Annotated in this window: 1 protein-coding gene; it reads right to left on the bottom strand. The window is 56.8% G+C overall.

Features of this window, described 5'->3' with window-relative positions; genetic code table 11:
- Positions 1–322, bottom strand: a 322-nt coding sequence (locus SB775_RS28330) for a YaiI/YqxD family protein (RefSeq protein WP_410864498.1), incomplete at its 3' end; no start/stop codon positions are given.

A 322-nucleotide genomic window follows, 5' to 3' on the forward strand; every position in this document is an offset into this window, starting at 1 on the left:
GGCCCTTCATGCGCCCGCCGCCTTGGCGAATTTTTTTGGCGACATGGCGCCCGTGAAGCAATTGTTCAATATTGCCTTCATCATAGACGCGCCCATTCTGGTCTATTGGCACGCCGCGTTTTGCCAGCACCATCGCAGCAAGCCCATAATCCTGCGTGACGACGATATCGCCGGGCTGCACACGGTTCACCAAAACAAAATCGACTGCGTCCGCCCCCTTTGATACCGTCAGCGTCTCTGCCCCGTCGCGGTGCATTTCATGGGACGTATCGCAAATAAGCAGTACCGGCCACCCGAAACGCTTGGCTAGCGCAATCGTCAT

It is taken from the genome of Peribacillus sp. SIMBA_075 (assembly GCF_046534585.1).